The 24,049-nt window shown below is 53.7% G+C and carries 23 protein-coding genes and 1 pseudogene; 17 read left to right on the forward strand and 7 right to left on the reverse strand.

Translation table 11 applies throughout. From position 1 onward, the window contains the following. The first annotated feature begins 239 nt into the window (after window positions 1-239). The 7 genes from CpATCC19410_RS02125 (at window position 240) to groL (ending at window position 6,943) form a co-directional block, all read left to right on the forward strand. On the forward strand, window positions 240-1,847 hold the full coding sequence (locus tag CpATCC19410_RS02125) for an aspartate:alanine exchanger family transporter (protein WP_013241271.1): 1,608 nt from the start codon (window positions 240-242) through the stop codon (window positions 1,845-1,847). 186 nt (window positions 1,848-2,033) lie between these two features. Next, a complete protein-coding gene (locus CpATCC19410_RS02130) occupies window positions 2,034-2,510 on the forward strand; it encodes a hypothetical protein (protein ID WP_013241272.1) in 477 nt (158 codons plus the stop codon). A 117-nt stretch (window positions 2,511-2,627) separates the two neighbouring features. Beyond that, a complete protein-coding gene (tsaB, locus tag CpATCC19410_RS02135; protein ID WP_014401002.1) occupies window positions 2,628-3,302 on the forward strand; it encodes a tRNA (adenosine(37)-N6)-threonylcarbamoyltransferase complex dimerization subunit type 1 TsaB in 675 nt (224 codons plus the stop codon). Continuing rightward, entirely contained in the window at window positions 3,303-3,794 is a 492-nt protein-coding gene (gene rimI / locus CpATCC19410_RS02140; RefSeq protein WP_013241274.1) for a ribosomal protein S18-alanine N-acetyltransferase, read from the forward strand. Between the two features lies 1 nt (window position 3,795). After that, complete coding sequence (gene tsaD, locus CpATCC19410_RS02145) at window positions 3,796-4,851, forward strand: tRNA (adenosine(37)-N6)-threonylcarbamoyltransferase complex transferase subunit TsaD (protein ID WP_014300485.1); 1,056 nt, start codon at window positions 3,796-3,798, stop codon at window positions 4,849-4,851. A gap of 161 nt (window positions 4,852-5,012) precedes the next feature. Next, window positions 5,013-5,309 carry a co-chaperone GroES gene (gene groES / locus CpATCC19410_RS02150; RefSeq protein WP_004566891.1) on the forward strand — a complete coding sequence of 99 codons (297 nt, stop codon included), beginning with the start codon at window positions 5,013-5,015 and terminating at the stop codon, window positions 5,307-5,309. A gap of 11 nt (window positions 5,310-5,320) precedes the next feature. Then, window positions 5,321-6,943: a chaperonin GroEL gene (gene groL, locus CpATCC19410_RS02155; RefSeq protein ID WP_013241276.1), complete on the forward strand. Its 1,623-nt coding sequence runs from the start codon at window positions 5,321-5,323 to the stop codon at window positions 6,941-6,943. 96 nt (window positions 6,944-7,039) lie between these two features. Here the strand turns inward: groL and CpATCC19410_RS02160 are convergent, their stop codons facing one another. Next, on the reverse strand, window positions 7,040-7,321 hold the full coding sequence (locus tag CpATCC19410_RS02160; protein WP_038615729.1) for a WhiB family transcriptional regulator: 282 nt from the start codon (window positions 7,319-7,321) through the stop codon (window positions 7,040-7,042). A gap of 299 nt (window positions 7,322-7,620) precedes the next feature. Between CpATCC19410_RS02160 and CpATCC19410_RS02165 the strand changes: the two genes are divergently transcribed. Next, entirely contained in the window at window positions 7,621-8,211 is a 591-nt protein-coding gene (locus CpATCC19410_RS02165) for a sigma-70 family RNA polymerase sigma factor (RefSeq protein ID WP_013241279.1), read from the forward strand. 2 nt (window positions 8,212-8,213) lie between these two features. Next, on the forward strand, window positions 8,214-9,095 hold the full coding sequence (locus CpATCC19410_RS02170; protein ID WP_013241280.1) for a hypothetical protein: 882 nt from the start codon (window positions 8,214-8,216) through the stop codon (window positions 9,093-9,095). 13 nt (window positions 9,096-9,108) lie between these two features. Here the strand turns inward: CpATCC19410_RS02170 and CpATCC19410_RS02175 are convergent. After that, a pseudogene (locus CpATCC19410_RS02175) lies at window positions 9,109-9,521 on the reverse strand (DUF5319 domain-containing protein). 139 nt (window positions 9,522-9,660) lie between these two features. On the opposite strand from CpATCC19410_RS02175, the gene guaB reads away from it, so the two are divergent. The 5 genes from guaB (at window position 9,661) to CpATCC19410_RS02200 (ending at window position 16,596) form a co-directional block, all read left to right on the forward strand. Continuing rightward, on the forward strand, window positions 9,661-11,181 hold the full coding sequence (guaB, locus tag CpATCC19410_RS02180) for an IMP dehydrogenase (RefSeq protein WP_013241283.1): 1,521 nt from the start codon (window positions 9,661-9,663) through the stop codon (window positions 11,179-11,181). 27 nt (window positions 11,182-11,208) lie between these two features. Then, the gene (locus CpATCC19410_RS02185) at window positions 11,209-12,351 is read left to right on the forward strand and encodes a GuaB3 family IMP dehydrogenase-related protein (RefSeq protein ID WP_013241284.1); all 1,143 of its coding nucleotides are present in this window, start codon (window positions 11,209-11,211) and stop codon (window positions 12,349-12,351) included. Window positions 12,352-12,513: 162 nt separating this feature from the next. Next, window positions 12,514-14,367 carry an APC family permease gene (locus CpATCC19410_RS02190; RefSeq protein ID WP_014401007.1) on the forward strand — a complete coding sequence of 618 codons (1,854 nt, stop codon included), beginning with the start codon at window positions 12,514-12,516 and terminating at the stop codon, window positions 14,365-14,367. 60 nt (window positions 14,368-14,427) lie between these two features. After that, window positions 14,428-16,005 carry a glutamine-hydrolyzing GMP synthase gene (gene guaA / locus CpATCC19410_RS02195; protein ID WP_013241286.1) on the forward strand — a complete coding sequence of 526 codons (1,578 nt, stop codon included), beginning with the start codon at window positions 14,428-14,430 and terminating at the stop codon, window positions 16,003-16,005. Between the two features lie 141 nt (window positions 16,006-16,146). After that, the gene (locus CpATCC19410_RS02200; protein ID WP_013241287.1) at window positions 16,147-16,596 is read left to right on the forward strand and encodes an imm68 putative immunity domain-containing protein; all 450 of its coding nucleotides are present in this window, start codon (window positions 16,147-16,149) and stop codon (window positions 16,594-16,596) included. A gap of 5 nt (window positions 16,597-16,601) precedes the next feature. Here the strand turns inward: CpATCC19410_RS02200 and CpATCC19410_RS02205 are convergent, their stop codons facing one another. Further along, window positions 16,602-17,654: a PspC domain-containing protein gene (locus tag CpATCC19410_RS02205; RefSeq protein ID WP_013241288.1), complete on the reverse strand. Its 1,053-nt coding sequence runs from the start codon at window positions 17,652-17,654 to the stop codon at window positions 16,602-16,604. 104 nt (window positions 17,655-17,758) lie between these two features. On the opposite strand from CpATCC19410_RS02205, the gene CpATCC19410_RS02210 reads away from it, so the two are divergent. Together CpATCC19410_RS02210 and CpATCC19410_RS02215 are read left to right on the forward strand one after the other, a co-directional pair. After that, a complete protein-coding gene (locus tag CpATCC19410_RS02210) occupies window positions 17,759-18,919 on the forward strand; it encodes an ATP-binding protein (RefSeq protein ID WP_014401008.1) in 1,161 nt (386 codons plus the stop codon). A gap of 4 nt (window positions 18,920-18,923) precedes the next feature. Beyond that, window positions 18,924-19,601 (forward strand): LuxR C-terminal-related transcriptional regulator, encoded by a 678-nt coding sequence (locus tag CpATCC19410_RS02215; RefSeq protein WP_013241290.1) that lies wholly within the window; start codon window positions 18,924-18,926, stop codon window positions 19,599-19,601. Between the two features lie 3 nt (window positions 19,602-19,604). Here the strand turns inward: CpATCC19410_RS02215 and CpATCC19410_RS02220 are convergent, their stop codons facing one another. Beyond that, window positions 19,605-20,237, reverse strand: a complete 633-nt coding sequence (locus tag CpATCC19410_RS02220) for an AMIN-like domain-containing (lipo)protein (protein ID WP_013241291.1) — start codon at window positions 20,235-20,237, stop codon at window positions 19,605-19,607. Window positions 20,238-20,415: 178 nt separating this feature from the next. Between CpATCC19410_RS02220 and CpATCC19410_RS02225 the strand changes: the two genes are divergently transcribed. After that, window positions 20,416-21,288, forward strand: coding sequence for a sucrase ferredoxin (locus CpATCC19410_RS02225; protein WP_013241292.1), 873 nt, complete (start codon window positions 20,416-20,418; stop codon window positions 21,286-21,288). A 131-nt stretch (window positions 21,289-21,419) separates the two neighbouring features. On the opposite strand, the gene CpATCC19410_RS02230 is transcribed toward CpATCC19410_RS02225, so the two are convergent. From CpATCC19410_RS02230 to CpATCC19410_RS02240, 3 genes are read right to left on the reverse strand one after another with little or no spacing between them, the layout of a single operon-like run. Next, window positions 21,420-22,097, reverse strand: a complete 678-nt coding sequence (locus CpATCC19410_RS02230; RefSeq protein ID WP_013241293.1) for a methionine ABC transporter permease — start codon at window positions 22,095-22,097, stop codon at window positions 21,420-21,422. Then, window positions 22,094-23,116 carry a methionine ABC transporter ATP-binding protein gene (locus CpATCC19410_RS02235; protein WP_013241294.1) on the reverse strand — a complete coding sequence of 341 codons (1,023 nt, stop codon included), beginning with the start codon at window positions 23,114-23,116 and terminating at the stop codon, window positions 22,094-22,096. The genes CpATCC19410_RS02230 and CpATCC19410_RS02235 overlap by 4 nt, the downstream gene beginning before the upstream one ends. 54 nt (window positions 23,117-23,170) lie before the next feature. After that, a complete protein-coding gene (locus CpATCC19410_RS02240) occupies window positions 23,171-24,028 on the reverse strand; it encodes a MetQ/NlpA family ABC transporter substrate-binding protein (RefSeq protein WP_013241295.1) in 858 nt (285 codons plus the stop codon). Window positions 24,029-24,049 lie beyond the last annotated feature (21 nt).

Here is a 24,049-nt window from a genome sequence, read left to right on the forward strand (position 1 = left end):
CAGCTCAACAATTTTATGGTTGTTGCTTTCAGCTAACGACTCTCGTTTTTATCGGCTCCTGAATTTTTGGCTTCCCCACGATTCCTTAAATTCTTGTGCTGCCCAAAAACTAGGCCAGTTGTTCAAACACCGGGGATAAACGCTTCCGTGGGGAAAGTGGGCGTAGCCATGCTGCGATCGCACCTGGTTCTGCGCGAGGAACAAGTCCTTGTATCTTCAGATTGGAGTCTCGAAGCGCCGTGCTCGATTATCTTGCGACGCAACCCCTTATCACTCTGGTCCTCATCCTCGCGTTGGGATTAGCTCTGGGGAAGATCCGCCTATTCGGCATTTCTCTCGGCGCTGCGGCCGTCCTCTTTGTCGCACTCGCCCTTTCCACTATTCATCCAGCTCTGCAATTGCCCCCACTAATTTTCCAGCTGGGTCTTGCGATGTTCGTGTATGCCATAGGCTTGAACGCCGGTGCTGCTTTCTTCGCAGAGTTTAGGCATCGTGGTTGGAAGCTCACCCTGTATGTGATTGGTCTACTGGTGGTGCTTATGGGGATCTCTTATGCCCTTATCACCACATTTGACCTTGGTTCGCGCGCTGCGGGAGCAGGTATGTTTGCGGGGGCTATTTCTTCTACTCCTGGTATGGCCGCAATGGTAGCGATTCTGGAAGGAATCGACGATTCCCTCGTAGCAGAACCGGTGGTGGGGTATTCGTTGGCGTATCCCGGTGCCGTTATTGGTTCGATCTTGGTTGCTGCGATTGGTGCTCGTGTGTTGAAGGTTAACCATACCCAGGATGCAGAGGAAGAGGGCCTGGTCATGGATCCCCTGGAGTGGACCGGCGTGCGCATCGGCCCGAGGATCACGGGAACTATCGCTCAGCTTCCATCGATAGTGGGCGAAGAAATTATTGCTACCCGCGTGGTGCATTCCGATAGTTTTCATTCGCTTGCGGATCCCAACGATCGACTTTTTGAGGGCATGGTGCTGGTTATCAACGGCACGACTGAAGCATTGGACCGGGCGATCGCCAAGCTTGGCGCGCCTGTAGAAGTAAAGATTGAAGATACCGACCTTGAATATTTGCGGGTGACGGTTTCTAGCAAACACGTAGTGGGGCGGAAAATCTCTGAGCTAGACACTGTGCGCTCTGGTTTTATCATCGCTAGGTTGCGCCGCGGCGATGCTGAGGTTGTTCCAGAGGCGGATGATGTCTTGCACTATTCTGACCGCGTACGCGTGATCGCGCCGAAGAATCGGATGAGTGAGGTGCGTCGTTTTCTTGGTGACTCGGAACGTCAGCTTGCCGACGTAGATTTGCTTCCTTTTGCCATCGGTTTGTCCTTAGGCCTGCTGATCGGGGCTATTCCGATTCCGCTGCCTGGCGGAAATACCTTGTCCTTGGGTTTTGGCGGTGGTCCTATTGTGGTCGGCTTAATCCTGGGGGCCATGCACCGTACGGGTCCGATTCGCTGGTCTTTGCCGTACCATGCGAATCGCACGATCAGTACTTTTGGTTTGGCGATTTTCCTTGCTGGCGTGGGGACGTCGGCAGGCGTTGGCTTCCGCCACGCGCTGACAGATCCGTCTTCACTAAAACTTATTGCGGCAGGTTTTGTGGTTACCTTGGCTTCTGCCTTGATTACCGCCGCGGTATGTATGCCGTTGCTTAAACTCAAATGGGATGAGGCCATGGGGGTGGCTGCTGGTGTAACTACAAACCCGGCGATCATTTCCTACCTGAACGGACAAACCGGCACGGAATTGGCTACGCGTGGCTACGCTACGGTGTACCCAACAGCCATGATCGGAAAAATCGTGGCTAGCCAGATGCTTTTGCTTCTGCTGCTCTAAGAAACGAGTTTATCCCCGCACGCCCCGTGTCTGTTTGCTATTACAGCGGATGCGGGGCTGCTTACGCTCATGGAAAACTCAGTCGGTGCAGTGGTTTATGCTCTCAACGTAGTACGGTTTTAGCTCAAGAGGCTTCCATAACGGTTGACCCACCCCTATTGTGCAATCCAGGAGCATTACGAGCCCATGAACAAACTTGCCCGTGGCCTATTTGCCGCTATTATCGTTGCCTTTCTCGTAGTTATCATCGCGATGATCGCCATGGCACATGGTCGGAGCGGGACTACCAACAAAGAAGGCGCTTTGGAAAGCACCCTGCACAAAATTGGTAGTTCTAATGTCCACGTCACTGCGCTATCTTTAAGCGATCTCTATGGTCCGGAGTGGGTGGCTGGCGCAATGATCTGTCCCGGCGCTACTGAGCAGAGCATCGCTCAAAACTATGGTATTGATACCACCGATTTGCATCTCAATGGCGGCCAAGTGCCCGAGGACGTGAACTACATTGTGATGGCGAGCGGCGACGGAGACATTCGTTTTGAGCAGCTCAATCGTAATGAGATCGATGTATGCTCCGTTGGCCCGCAGGGTGGTTTTGAGACTTCTTCCCTGATCCCGTTTATTAAGCAAGACGGCGTGTGGAAAATTGGAACCGGCCACTAAAAATAGCTTGATCTTTCAGAATTTGGCAGCTCAGGGCTAGGGCTCTGTAGGTTTAAGCCGATGAAGAACTAGGTCTTTGTAACAAGCACGCTTAAGAAGCGACTACGCTTCTTAAGCGTGCTTGTTCTTGCTTTGGATACCGCCACCCCAGATCTCATAGTCGGACTCGTCCGAGTTCCCTCGGATACAGACACTGGGGTTGTTGTTGCGCAACGGATTTTGACGGATAGTCGGCAGCATAATGAGCTGCTGACTCCCACTGTCGTGGAGATTTTAGAAGAATCAGGGCAAAAGTTCGCTGATATCGACCGCATTGTGGTCGGCTGTGGGCCGGGGCCTTTTACCGGCCTTAGGGTAGGGATGGTAACTGCGGCAGCCTTTGGTGATGCTCTTGGTATTCCTGTGCACGGTGTATGCACTCACGATGCAATTGCAAACCAACTTGACGGGCAAGCTCTTGTTGCCACGGACGCAAGGCGCAAAGAGATCTATTGGTCGCTCTACTCAGACGGCGTGAGAACGATGGGTCCAGGCATTGTTGCTCCGGCAGAATTGTCGATTCCTTCCAGAATCTCGACGGTCTCCATCCCCGAAAAATTAGGGCAACTGCTTCCCGGCCCCCTGAGGGACGTACCTCAGGTAAATTTGCGTCCTTTGCCGGAATGCCTTGTTGCTGTTGCTGATTTTTCGCAGACTCCTGAGCCTTTAGAACCGTTGTATTTGCGCCGTCCGGATGCGAAAGAACCGGCCCCAAAGCCAAGGTCTTCGGCCATCCCGAAGGTGGAAATCTAAGTGTTTCTCCGCGAACTAACTGCTGCCGATGCGCCACGGTGCGCGGAATTAGAAACGCTCCTTTTTTCCGAGGAAAATCCGTGGTCGGTAGAGGACCTGCGTGCGGCGATAAATCATCCGCACACGCTATATATTGCAGTTGTGGATTCGCTTGAGAAAGGCCTCATACTTGGATATGCGGGCTTGGCAATGCTGGGACCGGCCCATGACCCCGAGTTTGAAATTCATACCATTGGGGTGGATCCTCAGTTTCAACGTCAGGGGGTGGCTCGTTTGATGATGGACAACATAACGTTTGTGGCGGATCGTGCCGCGGGGCCGGTTTTCCTAGAAGTACGGACAACAAATGAGCCCGCCATACGTTTGTATGAGTCGTATGGTTTTGAGCGACAAGGGGTTCGGAAAAACTATTATCAGCCCTCAGGCGCGGATGCCTATGTGATGATGCGAACGCCATCCGCTGTGGAAAGCAATGAAGAGAGTGGAAAATAATATGATTGTCCTTGGCATCGAATCGTCGTGTGACGAGACCGGCGTGGGCATTATTGAGCTTTCGCCTGACGGAAGCATGCGGATACTGGCCGACGCAGTGGCCTCCTCCATGGAAGAGCATGCGCGTTTTGGCGGCGTGGTTCCTGAGATTGCTTCTAGGGCGCATCTTGAGGCGATGGTGCCGGTGATGCGGCAGGCATTGGATGCGGCGGGCGTCGATAAGCCTGATGCAGTGGCCGCGACCGTGGGGCCGGGGCTCGCCGGTGCTCTGCTGGTGGGGGCTTCCGCAGCAAAGGCCTATGCGGCGGCGTGGGACGTGCCTTTTTATGGGGTAAACCACCTGGGTGGACATGTGGCAGTGGCCAATTTGGAGGGCGAGGAGCTTCCTCATTCCATTGCGCTTTTGGTATCGGGCGGGCATTCCCAACTGCTGGAAGTTCAAGCGGTGGGTAAACCGATGAAGGAATTGGGTTCTACGCTTGACGACGCCGCCGGGGAAGCCTACGACAAGGTTGCACGGCTGCTCGGCTTGGGATATCCAGGCGGACCTGTGATAGATAAGCTCGCCGCGCGAGGTAACCGCAAAGCGATTCGCTTTCCCCGAGGACTTTCGCGTGCCGACGATCTACGCGGTGAGCATCGTTACAATTTTTCCTTCTCTGGGCTAAAGACATCAGTGGCGCGCTACGTGGAAAAGGCGGAACGCGAGCAGAGCGTGATCAGCGTTGAAGATGTATGTGCTTCTTTTCAAGAAGCAGTGTGTGACGTGCTAACGCACAAGGCGATCCTTGCCTGCCAGGACACCGGTGCCAAGGTTCTGCTTTTGGGCGGCGGTGTCGCAGCCAATTCACGATTGCGAGAGTTAGCTGCAGCGCGATGCCAAACTGCGGGCATTGAGCTTCGCGTCCCGCGCTTTAAGTTATGTACGGATAATGGAGTAATGATTGCCGCTGTGGCGGCGCAGCTCATTCACGAGGGTGCCCCACAGTCGGGGTTACGTATTGGTACTGATACCTCGTTGGAAGTAGAGATTCCGCTTGTGTATGCGGCTACGTAGAGCAGGGGAGTTCGCTGGCAGATAACTTTGTTGAGTGCTGGCACTTGCAGGGGTAGAGTGCCAGTAGGTTGTACTCACACAGTTGTTCACCCGCGACGACGGCTGTGCTGGAATTCTCGCAACCGGCACAAAGAGAAACTTCATTTTACGGAAGGTATATCGTGGCTAACGTCAACATCAAGCCCCTTGAGGACCGCGTTCTTGTCCAGATCAGCGAGGCAGAGACCACCACTGCATCTGGCCTGGTTATTCCAGATTCCGCTAAGGAAAAGCCACAAGAAGGTGTAGTTGTTGCAGCAGGTCCTGGCCGTTTTGACGGCGATGACCGGGTTCCTATGGACATCAAGGAGGGCGACACCGTTGTGTTCTCCAAGTACGGCGGAACCGAGCTGAAGTACAACGGTGAGGAATACCTCCTACTCAACGCTCGCGACGTTCTCGCGATCATTGAGAAGTAAGGCGACTATCTATGGCAAAGCTGATTGCATTCAACCAGGAAGCCCGTGAAGGCATCCTGAAGGGTGTGGACACGCTGGCTAATGCGGTGAAAGTAACGCTTGGTCCCCGTGGACGCAACGTGGTACTGGAAAAAGCCTTTGGTAGCCCCACGGTTACCAACGATGGCGTGACTATCGCCCGCGAAATTGACGTTGAGGATCGCTTTGAAAACCTCGGCGTACAGCTTGTGAAATCGGTGGCCGTAAAGACCAACGATATTGCTGGCGACGGCACCACCACCGCAACGCTGCTGGCCCAAGCAGTTATTACAGAGGGCTTGCGCAACGTTGCAGCTGGAGCTAATCCTGTTGAGCTGAACCGAGGCATCCTTGCGGCAGCTGATAAAGCCGTGGAGAAGCTAGGCGAGCGTGCAGCGGAAGTAGCCTCTGCCGCAGACATTGCCAACGTAGCCACTGTTTCTTCTCGCGATGCTGAGATCGGTGACATGGTCGCCGCAGCAATGGAAAAAGTGGGCAAGGACGGTGTGGTAACGGTTGAAGAGTCTCAGTCCATCGAGTCCTACCTTGATGTGACCGAAGGAGTGTCCTTTGACAAGGGCTACCTATCTCCGTACTTCATCACCGACACCGACTCTCAACGAGCCGAGCTAGATGATCCGTACATTCTCCTCGTACGGAATAAGATCTCCTCGCTGCCGGACTTCCTGCCTTTGCTGGAAAAGACAGTCGAAGCGAACAAGCCGGTTCTTATCATCGCGGAAGACGTAGAGGGTGAGCCTCTGCAGACTCTCGTGGTGAACTCCATCCGGAAGACGCTGCGCGCTGTTGCCGTGAAGTCTCCGTATTTTGGTGAGCGTCGTAAAGCATTCATGGACGACCTCGCAGTGGTTACTAATGCCACCGTGGTGGACCCAGAGGTGGGCATTAACCTGAATGAAGCGGGCGTCGAGGTATTTGGTACCGCTCGTCGCGTCACTGTAACCAAAGACGAGACCATCATCGTGGATGGCGCGGGAACTTCCGAGGCGGTGGAGAATCGCCGTCAACAAATCCGTCGCGAGATCGAAAACACGGACTCCAGCTGGGATCGTGAAAAAGCTGAGGAGCGCCTGGCCAAGCTCTCTGGTGGCGTCGCTGTGATTAAAGTCGGTGCAGCCACGGAAACCGAGGTCTCCGAGCGTAAACTGCGTGTCGAAGACGCCATCAATGCTGCCCGTGCAGCGGCTCAGGAGGGCGTTATCGCGGGCGGTGGCTCCGCGCTTGTGCAGATTGCGAAGGAACTGCGCGTATACGCCGAAGAGTTTGAAGGCGACGCTAAGGTCGGCGTCAACGCTTTGGCCAATGCCTTGAGCAAGCCTGCTTATTGGATCGCCGACAACGCAGGTCTCGACGGTGCAGTTGTGGTCTCTAAGATCGCTGATTTGCCTAACGGGGAAGGCTTCAACGCTGCAACTTTGGAGTACGGGAACCTGATTGAACAGGGCATTATTGATCCTGTAAAGGTCACCCACTCTGCAGTGGTGAACGCAACCTCCGTTGCCCGGATGGTTCTGACCACCGAGGCATCTGTTGTGGAGAAGCCTGTTGAGGCTAAGCCACAGGCTGGTGGGCATCACCACCACCATCACCACTAGAAAATGCAAAGAGTCCCGAGCGTTGGTTTTCTGTCCATGCTCGGGACTTTTGCTATTCACGGCAATTGGATGATGGCTCTTTGAACAAGTTGTGGCTTAGCCGTACCTCCTCGATAGCATTGTTGCGCGTTCCGATTCGGAAAGACCTCCCCATATTCCATAAGGTTCAGCGTATTGGAGAGCATGTTGCCTGCAATTCCTCAGCACCGGACACAAGGAACAAATTTCTTTTGCCTGGCGTTCACGGGACCGTCTAGCCAGACCCCGTTCGCCCTCGGGGTGATAAAAAATTTCCGACTGGGTTCCCCTGCATGCTCCGTGCAATTGCCAATCCCATAACTGGGTTTGTGGAGCCGGTAATAGGTCGGTGTTGTTCATATGAAGGGTAATTCCTTATATCAATGGTATGTGGTGGGTAGAAAAGCAGACTCTGAACATGAGGAAGCTGCGTTTTTGATTGTGCGGGCGTGAAGTAAACAAGGCATGGACGCGGAGGGAAGAGAGGGAAAATTCTGGAAAAAATCGTCGATTCTTTCCAGAACCGCCGCTACCACTAAAGTTGATAACTGAGGCTATGTCCCAGGTATTATTTACTTTTTGTATCGTTGGACAATTCGGTAATTCTGATTCGGGCTGCAAGTACTGCCGATGATCGTGCTTAGACGGTCCGATTCTAAATGCGAATGATGGAAGAGAAAGGGCTAGCAGTGGCCGAAACAGAGACTGAACTCTCAAGTCTCGTACCGCGCGCTGCCGGGGGTGATTCTCGGTCGCTGCAACGAGTTATCTCCATCATTTACCCGAAGGTATTGAGCTACGCGCGCATTCGTCTGAGTGGCGGGCGACACCCCACCCCGGAGGACGTGGCTCAGGAAATTTGCTTGGCTGTGGCTACGTCGATAAGCAAATTTGTGGATCAGGGCAAGCCTTTTATGGCTTTTGTGTATGGCATCGCTTCCAACAAAGTCGCTGATGCCCACCGGGCGTATTCCCGTGATGTGGCCAACCCCACGGAAGACGTTCCAGAAACCGAGGTAGAACTCGAGACACCGGAATCGTTTGCGCTGGTAGCGGCCGGTAGTAACAGAGTTAAGGAACTTCTCGATTTACTAGGTGATAAGCCTCGCGAGATTATTACTCTTCGAGTTTTTGTGGGGCTCTCGGCTGAAGAAACAGCTGAGATTGTTGGAAGCACACCAGGTGCGGTGCGAGTAGCGCAGCATCGGGCACTTGCCACATTGCGCAAGGCATTAGAGCAGGAGAACTAAGGATGACAGAACGCCGTTGGGCGAGAGACGGGGTCGAGGCCGCGCAATCTGTTGAACAGTTGCGGGCAGACGATCAGTTTCTAACGCACCTGTCTCAGGGCGTTGACCCGACCGATGGGCAGGACCCGTTGGCTCGGTTGTTCTTGGATGCGCGCGCTGAGATTCAAACGAACGTCCCACAGGCTCCTACACTGGCGATGCTCGGCCTTGGTTCGGCGGAGGAGTTTCCTACAGGGGAGCTAGCTCCAGTGACAAACGAATCCGTGGATTCTTCCCAGCTTATCGACGCTCCCGCGGCCAAGGTGATCGAGCTTCCTCGCCGTAGATGGAATAATGCTTTTGCCCATGCCCTGGTTGGCGCAGCGGCAGCAACACTCATCATTGCTGGTGGTGGCACCGCTATCTATAACGCAGGCGAAGGTTCTGCGTTATATGCGTTGAATCAAAAGTTCTTTGGACAAACAACAAACACTGAAGCCGTTGTAGCCCTTGCCTCAAAGCTGGACCAGGCAAATGATCTCAACGCAAAGGGCGATAAGGAAGGCGCACGCCAGCTGCTGGAGCAGGCTCGAGAGCTGGTCAATATGCTTAATGCGCGTGACCGTGCGCAAGCTGAGGAAAGAATCAAAGAGGCCGAACGCGGCAGCAACGTAGCTCCGGTACCTCCGCCAGCTGAACCGGAAGCCTCCTCTGAAACTGTGGTTACTACTATGACCACCACAGTGACTGAAACCGTGACTGTGGAACCTACCCCGGCGCGTTCTACGTCAACGGCTCCAAGTACTGATCGTTCCGCAACCTCAAGTACTTCGCCTGTGGCCTCGACTCCTTCGCTTACCCCCGCGTTTGAGCTGCCGCAGCCGGAGCACTCTCAAGCCCACTAGAGCGGGGCTGCTGTTAAAAGAAGCGGGGAGCCTCGAGCCCGTCTAGATATCCTAAGCAATAATCCCAGGGAACATAGGCCTGGGGGTTGGGATTGAGACTTGGTTCGTGGACTGGGCTGAGCTCTCCGTTGAGAGTGGCACGGATGTTTTCCATCATGATGTCCCAGTCGTAATAGTGTTCCTCGTTGCAGTCTTCGCAGAGGAAGAAAATTCCGTTGATGCCACGCGGGGCTGTAGGACTTTTTTAAACCGCTGAACCAGCCGTAGGTCTTCTTCTATATGCCTTTTCTCAGCCTCGCTGAGCGGAGGTAATGGCTCGTCTTCATCTAAGAACGAGGCAGGATCGTTCGGATCATCAGCGAAGGGGTCGCGGGGCATTTGCCAGTCAAAGTTCACGTGCTTAACCATATTGATCTGTCTAAGCATGGGCAAGCATCTGCGATTCCACCTGTGGATTCCTACAAAATGCTGGTAGGGGTTAGTCTAGGTAGAGCGTGAAAACGCCCATTTTTCGAATGCATGCACCCACAGCGGTCACATATTTACCTTTGGTAGGAGTACATAGATGACGCAGCAGCGCGTATCTACTGGTGGCGACAACCCAGACAAAGTGGCTCTCGTTGGCCTGACATTTGATGATGTTCTCCTTCTCCCAGACGCATCTGACGTCATTCCGAGTGAAGTGTCTACATCTACGCAGCTCACCCGCAACATATCGCTGAACATCCCGATCATTTCTGCAGCCATGGATACGGTTACAGAGTCGCGCATGGCGATTGCTATGGCCCGCGAAGGCGGCATGGGTGTTTTGCACCGTAACCTTTCCATAGAGGAACAGGCTCAACACGTAGAGACAGTGAAGCGCTCTGAATCCGGTATGGTGACAGACCCAGTTACATGTTCCCCCGATATGAGCATCGCGGAGGTAGACGCTTTATGCGCACGCTTCCGAATCTCCGGTTTACCGGTAGTCGATGACAACGGGACCCTTTTGGGAATCTGCACTAACCGCGATATGCGCTTTGAGCAAGACTTCAGCATTAAAGTCTCGGAGATTATGACCCGGATGCCGCTTGTTGTGGCAGAAGAAGGCGTAACAAAGCAACAGGCGTTGAACCTGTTAAGTGCTAACAAGGTGGAGAAGCTGCCGATCGTCGATAAGCAAGGAAAGCTTGTCGGACTGATTACGGTGAAAGACTTTGTTAAGACCGAGCAGTATCCTCACGCTTCTAAGGACAGCACAGGTCGTCTGCTCGTCGGCGCTGGCATCGGAGTGGGGGAGGAGTCCTGGACTCGTGCCGGGGCGCTTGTCGACGCAGGCGTGGACGTGCTCGTTGTCGACTCCGCGCACGCGCACTCTAGCGGCGTTCTAGACATGGTTTCTCGTGTTAAGAAGGAATGGGGAGACCGCGTCGACGTTATTGGTGGAAACCTTGCTACTCGTTCAGCAGCAAAAGCCATGATTGAGGCAGGTGCCGACGCAATCAAGGTTGGCATTGGGCCTGGCTCGATATGCACAACTCGCGTTGTCGCAGGTGTAGGCGCACCCCAGATCACCGCGATTATGGAAGCTTCTGTTCCCGCACATGCAGCGGGCGTGCCAATCATTGCAGATGGTGGCATGCAATTCTCCGGCGATCTTGCAAAAGCACTGGCAGCAGGAGCGTCCTCTGTGATGCTTGGCTCAATGTTGGCAGGAACTGCAGAGGCCCCCGGAGAGATCGTCGTCGTGGGCGGAAAACAGTACAAACGCTACCGTGGCATGGGGTCCATGGGGGCAATGCAGGGCCGTGGCCTCAGCGGTGAGAAGCGCTCTTACTCTAAAGACCGGTATTTCCAGGCAGATGTGAAGAGCGAAGACAAGCTTGTTCCGGAAGGAATCGAAGGACGCGTCCCATTCCGTGGCTCCATCGAGGCCATCACTCATCAGCTAGTAGGCGGTCTACGCGCATCCATGGGCTACACCGGATCGGCTACCATAAACGATTTGTGGAACGCGCGCTTCGTCCAAATTACTTCTGCTGGGCTTCGTGAATCACACCCGCATCACATTCAGCAGACAGTTGAAGCACCTAACTACCACTAATTACAACCGGGAAGGCTCATCTTCATCATGCGTGATTACGTCGAAATTGGAATTGGCCGTGAGGCCCGCCGCACCTACGACCTCGATGACATCGCGGTCGTACCAGCGCGTCGAACACGTTCCTCCAAAGATGTGGATACTACCTGGCATATTGATGCCTATACCTTCAAAGTTCCATTCATGTCTCATCCCACCGACGCGCTGGCAAGCCCTGAATTTGTCATCGAGATGGATAAACAAGGTGGACTTGGCGTAATCAACGCGGAGGGCCTATGGGGCCGCCATGAGGACCTGGACTCGGTGATTAAAGAGATCGTGGAAGCTCACGGCCAAGATGAGCTCGATCTAGCATCATTTGGCAGAGCGACCAAGAAACTGCAGGAACTTCATGCCGCGGAATTGGATAAAGACCTGCTTACTGAGCGGATTGCTCAGGTGCGTGACTCCGGCGCAGTTGTTGCAGTGCGAGTATCACCGCAAAAATGTCGCGAGCTTGCGCCTTTGTTGATCAAAGCTGGAGTGGATCTGCTTATCATCCAGGGGACTATCATTTCCGCTGAATATGTAGAGACGAGTGGTGAACCACTTAATCTCAAAGAATTCATCGGTTCAATTGACGTGCCAGTAATCGCTGGTGGTGTCAGTGATTACACCACAGCGCTTCACCTCATGCGAGCTGGCGCGGTCGGCATTATCGCCGGCGGTGGCTCCAACACCAACGACCTCGCCTTAGGTATCGATGATTCCTTGGCCACTGCAATCGCAGACGTGGCCGCAGCACGCCGTGACTACCTCGATGAGACCGGAGGACGTTACGTTCACGTGATCGCAGATGGAAACATCAATAACTCGGGGCAGGCCGTCAAGGCTATTGCATGCGGTGCTGATGCCGTCATCCTAGGGGAGCCTCTTGCTAGGGCTACTGAAGCCGCAGGGAAAGGCCTCTTCTGGCCCTCGGCTGCAGCTCATCCTCGGTTCCCACGGGGCATTGTGGGGACCGTTGGAATTATCCCAACTACGGAGCGTGTCAGCCTAGAAGTCGTTTTGCATGGTCCATCGGCAAATGTGTTCGGTGAAGAAAATTTTGTTGGCGGTCTAAAGCGAGCTCTGGCTAAGTGTGGCTACACGGATTTAAAGAGCTTCCAAAAAGTTGAGTTGACGATCCGATAGAATCGTCGATTCTTTCCCACATAACGCCGGTCTTCCTTTATTGGAGGGCCGGCGTTTTATGGTGGCGTCGATAAGCAATGAACCTAGAAAGCACAAAATAGTGATTTATCATACAATTATAGCTATTGGTCTTGAGGGCTCCTAGGCGTAGAACTGTCTTCCATGACGCATTTGGTCAAGAGGGATCGCCGTTTACAGGAGTCCCCAGCCACCAAACACCCTTGGTGGAAGGTCATGTGTTTGACTGGCGTGGATTATTACTCCACGCTCGGTTACCAGCCCGGCATAGCGGTTGTTGCTGCAGGGGTGTTGGCGCCCATCGCCACGCTGGTTCTCGTTGCAGTGACGATGCTGGGCGCGGTACCTGTTTACCGACGCATCGCGCGAGAATCGCCAGACGGACAGGGATCCATCGCCGTGCTTTCCCACTTTGTGCATGGATGGAAAGGGAAGTTCCTTATCCTCGTCCTGCTCGGCTTTGCCGCAACGGACTTCACCATCACCATGACTTTGTCGGCTTCAGACGCCACAGCGCATCTGCTACACACGACTTCTAGCCCATGGACAATCCCACTTACGATCGCAATGTTGGCGTCACTAGCGTTGGTCTTTTATCGAGGTTTTACCGAGGCGATCAGGGTATCTGTGGTCTTAGTCAGTGTCTATTTGTTTCTGACTTTCGTTATCGTGCTTGCAGGGCTTATCCGTATCGGCTCGCACCCTTCCACGGTGGAGAACTGGTGGCATTCTGTCCTCGTGGCGCACCCGCAACCGTTGAGTATTGCCCTCGTTGCGCTGCTCGTTTTCCCCAAACTTGCGCTGGGCCTTTCCGGCTTTGAAACAGGTGTGGCAGTGTTACCCCAGATCGACGGCGGTGCGGAAGGCCGCGCTGGTAGAGTGCGCGCTGGCCGGAAGCTGCTTCTCGTAGCTGCGTCCATTATGAGCGTATTCCTCATAACCTCATCGATTGTGGTGACTCTGCTTGTCCCCGCGGAGGCACTCACCGGCCCCGCCAGCGGACGCGCTCTCGCATACCTTGCCCACGAGCAGTTTGGCCCGCTATTCGGCGGTGCTTATGACCTGGTAACCGTGGTGATCCTGTGGTTTGCGGGCGCCTCAGCCATGGCCGGCATGATTAATCTGATTCCGCGCTATCTGCCGCGTTACGGTATGGCCCCTGCATGGGTGGTTAAAACGCGCCCGATGGTCAAAGTGGTGGCCGTTATTACTTTTGCTGTAGCTATAATTTTTAGAGCAAACGTGGATAAACAATCCGGAGCCTACGCTACGGGTGTCCTGGTTCTTTTATTATCTGGGGCATTGGCGGTCACACTATCATCTGCTGCGGATGCTCGGCGTAAGGTTGGCCCGCGATGGAAGCCCTACGCTTATGGTCTAGTGACCTTGGTATTGGGTTATACAACAGTAACCAATATGGTTGTGCGCCCCGAGGGGCTTAAAGTGGCTTTTTGGTTTATCGTGGCGATCATCGTGGTATCTGTGGCTTCCCGAATGAGAAGGGCTTTTGAGCTTCGGAGCCCTATTATTGCTTATGACGAGAAGGCACTGCGCATTATAGATTCTGCGTGTGGTCCCTTCGCGATCATTGCGCATTCCTTAGGCGCTGCGGACCCAGCTGAATACGAGCGCAAAGAGCATGAAGTTCGTACCCGTAACCATATTCCGGATCTTCAATCCGTTATCTTTTTGGAGGTAGGAGTACGCGACGCCAGCGAATTTAACTCAGCGCTTATGGTCACGGGACACGTATGCGGGGATCATCGGATTCTTCGGACAGAAGCTGCTGCGGTCCCTAATGCTATCGCGGCTCTTGCCACAGACCTGCATCATCGTGGGAATGTGGACTTGTACTTCTCCTGGTCTCCAGGCTCTCCTGTGCGGGATATGCTGCGGTATCTGGCTATTGGCAAAGGCCAAAACGCAGTGGTAGTCCACGAGATAATTAGACGCGCTAATAAAGATGGGAAACCACATCCGCATGTGCACTTGGGTTAAAGCTTCTTGTTGCTAAGCCCCGATATCTAGGTACCTGGTCCATGCGGTAGTGTAGGCAGCGTGACACAGCAAACTCCCCAAAAACATAATCCGGTACTAGTCGTCGATTTTGGCGCTCAGTATGCGCAGCTCATTGCTCGGCGCGTCCGTGAAGCAAAGATCTACTCTGAAGTGGTTCCGCATACCGCTACTGTTGAAGAAATCAAAGCCAAAAATCCTGCGGCGTTAGTCTTATCGGGTGGGCCTTCCTCCGTCTATGAGACCGGGGCGCCGTCTCTTGACCCAGCGTTGCTGGAATTAGGGATCCCTGTCTTTGGTATTTGTTATGGATTCCAGGCGATGACCCACGCACTTGGGGGAACCGTTGCCAACACAGGGAATCGCGAATACGGGTGCACCGAGTTGATCGTCGATGGTGGAATACTGCACGACGGATTAGAAAAGGCCCATAAGGTTTGGATGAGCCATGGCGATGCTGTGTCTCAAGCTCCGGAAGGATTCGTCGTTTCTGCCCACTCGGAGGGCGCTCCGGTGGCAGCATTTGAGTGTGCGGAAAAGCGCATGGCAGGCGTGCAGTATCACCCCGAGGTGCTGCACTCGCCGCATGGACAAGAAGTCCTAGTTCGTTTTCTCACGGAGATCGCAGGCCTGGAACAGAATTGGACTGCGGCAAATATCGCTGAAGAGCTTATTCAGGCGGTTCGGGAGCAGGTCGGCCCTGAGGGACGTGCCATTTGTGGGCTCTCAGGTGGCGTCGATTCTGCGGTAGCTGGTGCGTTGGTGCAGCGCGCTATTGGAGATCGCCTCACATGCGTCTTTGTGGATCACGGCTTGTTGCGTGCCGGCGAGCGCGAGCAGGTGGAAAAGGACTTTGTGGCGTCGACAGGCGCTAAGCTGGTCACGGTTGATGAGCGAGCTGCATTCCTGAATAAATTGGCCGGCGTTACCGATCCGGAGGCAAAGCGCAAGGCTATCGGTGCGGAATTTATTCGCTCCTTCGAGCGCGCTGTTGCAGGTGTGCTGGAAAGCGCTCCCGAGGGATCGAGCGTAGATTTCCTTGTCCAGGGAACCTTGTACCCAGATGTTGTTGAATCCGGTGGAGGCGCGGGTACCGCGAATATCAAGAGCCACCACAACGTTGGCGGTCTTCCTGACGACGTAGAATTTAAGCTCGTTGAGCCACTGCGCCTGCTTTTCAAAGATGAAGTTCGTGCGGTTGGCCGAGAGCTAGGTTTGCCCGAGGAAATTGTGAATCGCCAGCCTTTCCCAGGACCCGGTCTAGGCATTCGTATTATCGGTGAGGTCACCGAGGATCGCCTAGAGACTTTGCGTGCCGCTGATCTTATCGCCCGCACCGAGCTCACGGCTGCCGGCTTAGACGATCAAATCTGGCAGTGTCCTGTGGTTTTGCTTGCCGACGTCCGCTCCGTGGGCGTCCAGGGCGATGGTCGCACGTATGGTCACCCGATTGTGCTGCGCCCGGTTTCCTCAGAAGACGCAATGACTGCGGACTGGACACGCTTGCCTTATGAGGTCTTGGAGAAGATCTCTACACGCATTACCAACGAGGTACCAGACGTTAATCGAGTGGTTCTCGACTGCACATCCAAACCCCCAGGAACCATCGAGTGGGAGTAATCGCTGACTAATGGCTACCGGGTTGTCGGTAGCCATTGGCGTTTATTAATACGTTTCGCGGATGTAACTTTGCATAATTGGGTCTAGGATGGCTCTGGTGTAGCAAACGGGTGTAGCAAACGCACGAGGAAGGATACTGCGATGATTATTGATACCTACTGGGGGAAATTCTTCGGCGATTCTGCCGATAGCCGCACTCTAACGCAGTATCTGGGCTCCAAAAGTGAAGTGGTCACGGTCGAGGAAATCTTCCAGGACTTTAACCTCGATGAACTCCACGGAAATTACACTGAGGCATCCCTCGACGGCGCCGGCTTTCACTTCGATTCAGCATTCCAAGTGGTCCTGGACCTCTCAGTGTTGATCTTGGAGTCGAAGAAAGTCGGGCGTTTTAACCTTGCTCGCATCGGTGGTCCCCACGATCGCATGATGCGTATCGACGCCACCTCCGAGCGCATCCTCCCCCTTGCCATAGCACTCAAGCATTTTGCCCTCAGCCCCGAGGACTACCGCCTTGAGCATATCGACGAATCCGACTGGTATGAGCTCGGAAACCTCTGTGAAGAAATCCGAGCCCAACTTGATTCTTAATTTTTCTACTGAACTGTGACGTCACCAACGCCACTGGTTACTCGCAGATTCAATGTTTCTCCTTGAGCGTCAGGATTATGTAACCCCTCGGAGCAGCGCTTATCACCGATCCGTGTTCCGCAGCTGACCTGTACGCGTATATTTTGGGGCAATCTGACGTGTACGTCGCCGATCTTTGTTTGCACGCGAACGTGTCGAGGCTTGTCTAAATCGGCCATGCGGCTGAGGTCAAGGTCGATGTCGCCAGCGCGAAGAATATAGGAGTCTGCAAGTTGTGCGGCGTTTGTAGGATGTGCGTCGATATCTCCGAAAGAATCGTCGATTCTTTCCGGAGCTCCCGCCATAGCCGCGATGATTATTCCAACAATAACAAGGCCGCCAGCGAACCATGCGAGTCCTCTGATCAAAGGGTTACGAGGCTTCTTTTGCTGCGGCGCGGGACCAGGCTCGGGGAGATCCCAAGCAAAAGGAGCGGTTTCTAATGGATCCCACGCGGGTGGTTGTGGAGCAGCAAGCGGCGCATCAAAGCCTTCTATCGGACTGTAGGCACTTAAGTCTACTTGTGGCCCAGAGCTATCTGGATGCCGTTGCAACAGCCCCACTGGAGGTTCAGGAGTGCGCTGGTGCAACAAATACCAAGCGAGGAAGAAGACGATGAACGAGGTAAAATAACCTGTCCTAAAGAATGCTGTACCTGAGCTACTAGATGAAAAAATTATCAGAAAAATAACGAGGATCAGTATCCACCCGGTATTCCTCTCACTACGGAGGATTTTGCTATTTTTAACGGAATCATCTTGATGCAAAGTTAAATCGACAGGCGCTTTAACCAGAGAATATTTTGGCATTATCAACCAAGCGATGAGATATAACAGAAAGCCGCCGCCGAAAAAAGCGAAGAGAACAAAAAAGATACGCACCAAGGTTGGGTCAATTTGGTAGCGGACTCCAATGCCCTCACAAACTCCCAAGAATTTTGCCTCACTGCCTTGTTCGCGAGGTAAACGCACGGGGCGAGCGTCCCACATCTGATGAAGTGTCTCGTTCATACTTTCCATTGTGAAGGGTTATGTGAGAATACACATCGGGGAAGACCCTGAATTAAAAAAGATCCGGGTTTCACCTGATGGGGAATCAGAAACGCTGTGGGAAGATAACAGGCATGCAACAGGCTTATCCTCCTTTCTACCGAGACCGTGATAATAACGTCATCGGAGGCGTTGCAGCAGGTTTAGCCAGATATTTTGGGTTGAGCGTGATGCAAGTCCGGATCGGTCTTGCAGCATTGGCTTTACTCAATGGGGCGGGAGTGATGGTCTATGCAGCTTTGTGGATCTTCACAACGTCGAGGTCTTTCCGGAAAGAATCGTCGATTCTTTCCGGAAAGACCTCTGAAACATCGGCATGGGCGAAGCCCACAAATTTACTTCTTGCGATAGCCGCATTGGCTGGGGCGTTTGGGGTCTCGGGTTTCTTTGGAAAATCGGTCGGTATTTCCTCGGGTGTAGTGGCAGCTTTTGCCGTCATTGGCGCTGGAGTGCTGTTGGCGTGGTTGGCATATGACCGCATTAATTCTGATTATGCGGTAGTCATGATCGGCGTGGGGGCGTCGTTAGTTTTTGCGGGGGTGTTGTTTGCTGCTGTTCAATGGCAGGATCGACAGTTTTTTGGTTCAGCTGTGATCACAGTAGTTCTTACTTTGGCTGGAGTGGCGGCGTTGGTGGCGCCGTTTGTGGTGCGGGTGGTGCAGAAGCTGAACGCGGGCCAGGTGGAGAAGGCTGCTGCTGATGAGCGGGCAGAGATTGCAGCGAGAATCCACGATTCGGTGCTGCAAACGTTGGCTCTTATTCAGAAGCGGTCGGAGGATCCGGAGGTGCGTCGATTAGCTAGGGGACAGGAGCGTGAACTGCGACAGTGGTTGTTTTCCCCACGAGAGGACGCCACTGTTTTTAAAGCGATTGAGCGGGCCTGTGGTGAGGTGGAAGACATGTTTGCTATAACGATTTCGCCTGTAATCGTGGGGGAGGATCGACCATTGGAAGCATCGACGAAGTCCGCGGTGTTGGCTGCGCGCGAGGCCATGGTGAATGCCGCGAAGCATTCGGGGCAGGATTCTGCGGATGTGTATGCGGAGTGCTTTGATGAGTTGGCCATTTTTGTGCGGGATCGTGGGCCGGGGTTTGATCTTGAAACTGTGGATGAGAGTCGGCATGGAGTTCGCGATTCTATCCTGGGCAGGGTGAAACGCGCTGGCGGTGACGTGCAGATTCATAATTCTGCGGGAACCGAGGTAGCTATTCGTATGCCGTTCAAGAAACAATAGGAACATGAAGGTTTTTCTCGTTGACGATCATTCTGTCTTTCGTGCGGGCGTTCGCGCTGAGATTGGGGGTGCCGTGGAGATCGTGGGGGAAGCTGGGACAGTGAGCGAGGCCGTGGCGGATATCGACGCAACCCGTCCTGATGTGGTGCTTCTCGACGTCCACATGCCCGACGGCGGCGGCGTAGCAGTGTTGCGCGGGGTCACAAGCCCTGCGCGCTTTTTGGCCTTGAGCGTTTCAGACGCTGCTGAGGACGTGATTTCAGTGATCCGGGCGGGAGCTAGAGGCTATGTGACAAAAACCATTTCGGGAGCAGAGCTTATCGACGCTATCACGCGCGTACACACCGGCGATGCTGTGTTTTCTCCGCGACTAGCGGGCTTTGTGCTCGATGCTTTCGCGCGCCCTGATCCAATGGGAGCAGGGGTTGTCGACTCACCAGAGACCGACAGAGAAGTAGAAGAGGGCAAGCAGGTCTCTGACCCGATAGTGGATGCGTTGACCCGAAGAGAATTGGAGGTGCTGCGGTTACTGGCCCGCGGGTATACCTATAAAGAAATTGGGGCGCAGCTTTTCATCTCGGTCAAGACTGTCGAAACGCATGCTTCGAATATTCTCCGGAAAACGCAGCAGTCGAATAGGCACGCGCTTACGCGCTGGGCACATTCCCGTGACCTGGATTAGACGCTAAGACTGTGAACGGATATCGATTACAACGCGTGTGGGGTTGGGGACAATCTGCACAGAATAAGGATGCTCGGCATCTAAACCGATAACAAATTGTGAGCGGCCCTCTACAGTACCGGCTGCTTTAACCTCGGTGATGTTCCCAACTCCTTGCACGGTACCGATCCGCGGATCCTGTTTGCCTAGCTCAAAAGGAAGCAGCGTGCCATCAATGTTGACGTTGAGTGCCGTCTTGCCACGAACCTGGATAGGTTTGCCGCTTGCTTGTTGAGTGGGGGATGAAGTGTAGTCTACAAACCAACCGGGGTTTCCGGAGCCCTCGATATTAAACACCACACGATCAAAAGTCTCGTGGTGTCCCACTCGGACGCCTGTGACGATGGATTCAGATTTTTCAGGTCGCTGCGTTTTGGCTTCCTTGTTAGCATCGCCCAAAGGAGTAAGTCCTGCGTTAGACGAGGATGCAGGTGCTGAAGGCAAATCCGAGTGGGTGGATGCTGAATCAACAGCATCAGTCGGGGCGGAAGCTTTATCTGTAGAACATGCGGTTAGTCCCGTTATGCTTAGGGCAACTGCAAATGCAGCAGCAGGCAGCTTCCAACGAGAACAACTGCTAACTGGATGTTCATTCATGTGTTTTACCGTAACGTGTCTAGGTGCTCATAATGAAGCTTAGAGGCGATAATCCGGCTAATCGTTGTGAAATTGAGATACGCATCAGATGTGATGTCTCTTAATGGGTGACCGGTTTTCAGACACTAAACGCATAGATAAGACTTAGCTGCACCTTACTTAATTACACGGTACGCTAATGGTCATGACTGACCTGTGCTCTGACGTTCATATCGAGCCTTTACCTGGAACATCTAGAGTGGGCGATACCTATGTGTTGCTAGAGCACACTGGGGCATGGAGCCATGACATTCTCGACGGAAAGACGTTTACTGCAGAAGTTTCCTCACAACTTAAAGCACTGGATGTCGGGCTTTATTTGATCCGGAAGCCGGGGCGGGCTGGGCACGTGGATAAACCGCTCAAAACGGTGTACTTAGTATTCGGGTCCGTAGGAATAGCGGAAACACTAGTGGTAGAAAAGGCCGAAGATATCTGTTCTTTGGACCTTTCGGGACCTGGAAAAAATGGGGCGGTGCGGGTTGAAGATCCGATTCTTCTTATTTGCACCCATGCCAAGCGAGACGCTTGCTGTGCGATCAAAGGCCGACCTATCGCGGCATCGCTCTGCAGGGCTTTCCCAGAAGCTCCCATTTGGGAGTGTAGCCATACCAAAGGGCATCGTTTTGCCCCATCTATGGTTTTGATGCCTTGGGGATACGCTTGGGGTCGGCTTAATGAGGTCGCGTCGCAAGAACTCTATCGCACTGCACGCCGCGGCGAACTTTTTCTTCCTGGATGTCGCGGTCGAGGACTTTGGGAGCCGGAGGGGCAGGTAGCAGAGATCGCGGTGGCAGAGCACGTAGCGAGTAATGGCGAAAAACCACAACTTGGGCAGTTTGTGTGGGAAAGAATCGACGATTCCTCCCTAATCACCGAGGCGTCAGGAGGCCGCTCTTGGGCCGTGTCTATGCATGAGGCGGAAGTCGAAGGCGTTGTGGCCTCTTGCGGGAGCCCTCCCACAACAGGAAAGGCCTGGTTTGTTGATTCAGTGGTGCAACAGCGGAGATAGGCTACGGCGGGAAAATACAGCTCCAGGTCATCCCTGTGTGATCACAAGATGCACTAGTGAATTATGGGGATAGAAAATGGGCGCCATACAAGGAAATATGACGCCCACTGGAAAGAATCGACGATTCCTTCCTACCTCCGCATGATTTTCTTTGATAGCCAGTTGCCAAAGAGCTGAGCAATCTGCACGATGAGGATGATCACGAAGGTCGCCACGTAGGTGACCTCCCAATCATAAGCACGGTAGCCGTAGACGATGGCAAAGTCTCCGAGACCGCCGCCGCCGATATAACCGGCCATTGCAGACATATCCACGATGGCGATAAAGATAAAGGTATAGCCGAGAACTAGTGGCCCCAGGGCCTCGGGGACGATCACCGACGTGATGATCTTCCAGGGGCTCGCTCCCATGGAACGAGCGGCCTCGATAACGCCGGGGTCAATTGTGACAAGATTTTGTTCTACGATGCGAGCAACGGCGAAGGTCGCTGCAATGGACATGATGAACATGGCGGCTTCGCGACCAATGGTTGTTCCCACCACCGCCAGCGTGAGGGGGCCAAACGCCGTAATCATGATGATAAACGGTATTGGTCGAACAAAATTCACCAATATATTGATAATGGTGTAGATGAATTTATTGTGAAGAATTCCGCCGGCCCGGGTGGTGTACAGCAGGATACCGAGGGCAAGGCCGAGAAGACCGCCGACGACGAGCGTGACCGATACCATGATGAGGGTATCCACGATGGCGGAGGTGAATGTGTCGCCGAGTCGGGACCAGTTGGCGGCGAGGATCTGAGTGGTCATCGCTGGATCTCCTGGATGTCGGTAGTGGTGGAAAGATAATCGAAGAAGCTATCAATGACGTTGTCAGGGCCGGTGAGGCGGACAGTGACTTTGCCAAAGGAATGTTTCTGCAACGTAGTGATGCCGCCGTGAACGATTCCGATCCCGGCCCCTGCGTCCTTGGCCTGCGCCGCTGCTGTGAAAAATCCGGAGTCCTCGGAGAGCGTGATCGTAAAGAGTCGGCCCTCGTGCGCCAGAAGATCTTCCGATTCGATGGCATCGGGAGTATTGCGTAACGACGTAGCGACGAAGCGCTGGGCCACGCGCGTCTGCGGGTGCGAAAAGACCTCATAAACACTGCCGTATTCGACCACTTTTCCGCTTTCCATGACCGCGACTTTATCTGCGATAGAGCGGATAACATCCATTTCGTGAGTAATCACGACGATGGTGATTCCTAATTCGCGATTGACCTTACGCAAAAGATCGAGGACCTCATGCGTGGTTTCTGGGTCGAGCGCTGAGGTGGCTTCGTCGGCAAGCAAAAGCGCTGGATTGTTGGCAAGCGCACGGGCAATGCCGACGCGCTGTTTTTGTCCGCCCGAAAGCTCTTCAGGATAGTTGCCGCCGCGATCAGAGAGCCCCACGAAAGTGAGAAGCTCGTCGACACGCTTCTTACGCTCCTGCTTATCGACGCCCGCCAGCTTCAACGGATACTCGATATTTCCGGCAGCCGTGCGAGAGGTAAACAAGTTGAATTGCTGAAAGATCATTCCAATGCCAGCACGAATGCTGCGGAGTTTCTTCTCAGGCATACCCACGATGTCGGTACCGTCCAGACGTAGATGCCCTGAGGTGGGGAAATCTAGACCGTTAATCATGCGGACAAGGGTTGATTTTCCGGCGCCGGAATAGCCAATGACTCCGAGAATCTCTCCCGGTTCGACAGTCAACGTGACGCCGTCCAGGGCGGTGATATTTTTCTTACCTGAGCTGAAGACTTTGGTGATGTCTTCGAACTCAATACGGGTTCCGTTCATAGGAAATGCTTTCTGCTGTTAAATCGCGTGCCTGTTAAATCGCGTGTCAAACTTTTAGGATTGCTTTTGAAGTCGATCCAGAATTTGCTGTAACTCCTCGGGTGAACGCTTGACTTCCACAGAGGTTCCCTTTGAGTCCTCTGCAAGTGCGTCCTGCACCTCGGGGGTGTGCCACAGCTCGATAAGCTTCTGCCACCTAGGGTCGTCCTTGTTCTCCTTTTTAGCCACCAACACATTGATATAGGGCTCTGACTCAGCAGAGGAAGGGTCGTCCTGGAAGATTGTAGTTTTGGCATCGATCCCCGCACGATCAAGGAACGTATTATTGATGACCGCAGGTTTCCCCTCTCCATATGCTGCCGGTGCTGATGCCGCCTCGACCGGAGTGACAGACACCTTGGACTGCTCTTTATCAATGTCCGCCGGTGCTGGAAGATCGGGGCTGCCGTCTTTAAGCTTGAGCAATCCCGCTGCTACCAAAACGTTCAAAGCACGAGCTTGATTTGTCGGGTCATTGGGAATCGCGACGGAATTTCCTTCAATTCCGTCGAGCGAATCGTGTCCCTTCCAGAACAGAGCGAGTGGGATAATCTCGGTCGAACCAACAGGGACCAAATCGGAACCAGATTTGACGTTATATTCTGCGAGGAACTTTAAGTGCTGGAACAAATTCACATCTAGCTGGTTCTGGCTGAGAGCCTGGTTAGGAGTAGAGAAGTCGGAGAATTCGACGACATCGAGTGCGATGCCGGCTTCTGCGGCTTTGTCCTTCCAAACTGTCCATGCCTTTTTCGTGGAATCAGTGGTGCCGATTCGGACAGAATCGTCGATTCTGTCCGAAGAACAAGCGACCAATCCGGTAGCGGCGATGGCTGCCGCTGCGATGGTCGCGATGCTGTGACGAATATTCATGGACGCGTATTTTCTTCCTTT

Origin of the sequence: Corynebacterium pseudotuberculosis, assembly GCF_002155265.1 — a bacterium.
Taxonomy (GTDB): domain Bacteria; phylum Actinomycetota; class Actinomycetes; order Mycobacteriales; family Mycobacteriaceae; genus Corynebacterium; species Corynebacterium pseudotuberculosis.